This is a genomic window from Rossellomorea vietnamensis, from assembly GCF_001305855.1.
Classification (GTDB): domain Bacteria; phylum Bacillota; class Bacilli; order Bacillales; family Bacillaceae_B; genus Rossellomorea; species Rossellomorea vietnamensis_A.
The window spans coordinates 1-975 of record NZ_LIXZ01000053.1; the positions used below are offsets into that span (position 1 = coordinate 1).

General features: G+C 68.7%; 1 protein-coding gene and 1 other RNA gene. Both read left to right on the forward strand.

What is annotated here, in order from left to right; all coding sequences use genetic code 11:
- Nucleotides 1–94: 94 nt before the first annotated feature.
- A non-coding RNA gene (ssrS, locus tag AM506_RS23465) (6S RNA) lies at nt 95–279 on the forward strand.
- A gap of 7 nt (nt 280–286) precedes the next feature.
- The gene (locus AM506_RS23470; protein WP_082386471.1) at nt 287–931 is read left to right on the forward strand and encodes a 5-formyltetrahydrofolate cyclo-ligase; all 645 of its coding nucleotides are present in this window, start codon (nt 287–289) and stop codon (nt 929–931) included.
- The last annotated feature ends 44 nt before the right edge of the window (nt 932–975 follow it).

Sequence of the window (975 nt, forward strand, 5' to 3'; positions counted from 1 at the left end):
CCTGGAACGGGCCCTGGCCGGCACCCCGGAGCCGCGCTGAGCCCGGTCCCCGGAATCCATTGGCCGCCCCTCACCGGCTCTGGTACGATGAAGTCGTTCCCTGGGGTGTTTGCCAGTCGTTATCGTCCCTCGAGCCTATGCGCAGTACCCAGGGGGCCATATGCTAGCCGGACCCGTGTGCATGTCCGTGCGTCGGAAAGCCTGACGGTTCGGCTGCGGCCACCCACCTTGAACCACTGGGTTCAAGGGCCAGAACGACAGCGGCACTCTGGGGAACCTCGTCCACATGACACCTCTCATGCCGACACCCGCCGCACCCCTTTCTCTCGAGAGCTTCGATGGCTCACGTCGTGAGTTGCGTCGCGAACTGCGCCGCCGCCGCCGCGCCCTGACGCCAGAACAGCGTCGACGCGCCAGCGAACACCTGTGCCTCAGGCTGCGCCGCCTGCCCGAAGTGCAGCGTGCCCGACGCGTGGCACTCTACCTGCCCAATGACAGTGAGATCGACCCCACCCCCCTGATCGACTGGTTCCGGCACCGTGGCACCCGGGTTCATCTGCCGGTGCTCAAGCCGCTGTCACGCAATCGCCTGTGGTTCGTGCACTACCATGCCGATACACCCATGGTCCGCAACCGCTTCGGCATCCCCGAGCCCGAGACCCGTCATGGCGCCCATCGCGCCCGGCGCCTGGCGGCCTGGGCCCTGGACCTGATCCTGCTGCCGCTGGTGGGCTTCGACGACGCCGGCCAGCGCATGGGCATGGGTGGCGGCTTCTACGACCGCACCCTGGCCTTCACCCGTCACCCGGGGCCACGCCCGCGACTGGTCGGCCTGGCCCATGACTGTCAGCGGGTCGACTCGCTGCCGGCGGAGCCATGGGACGTGCCGCTGGACGCCATCGTCAGCGACGCCCGGGTGGTGCGCCCCTGACGGGGACAGCCCCATAACGCGAACGGGCCGATGCCAGTTGGCAT

What these genes read in the sequence shown, in the direction of transcription:
- AM506_RS23470 (WP_082386471.1), top strand. Translation starts at nt 287, where the DNA reads ATGACACCTCTCATGCCGACACCCGCCGCACCCCTTTCTCTCGAGAGC.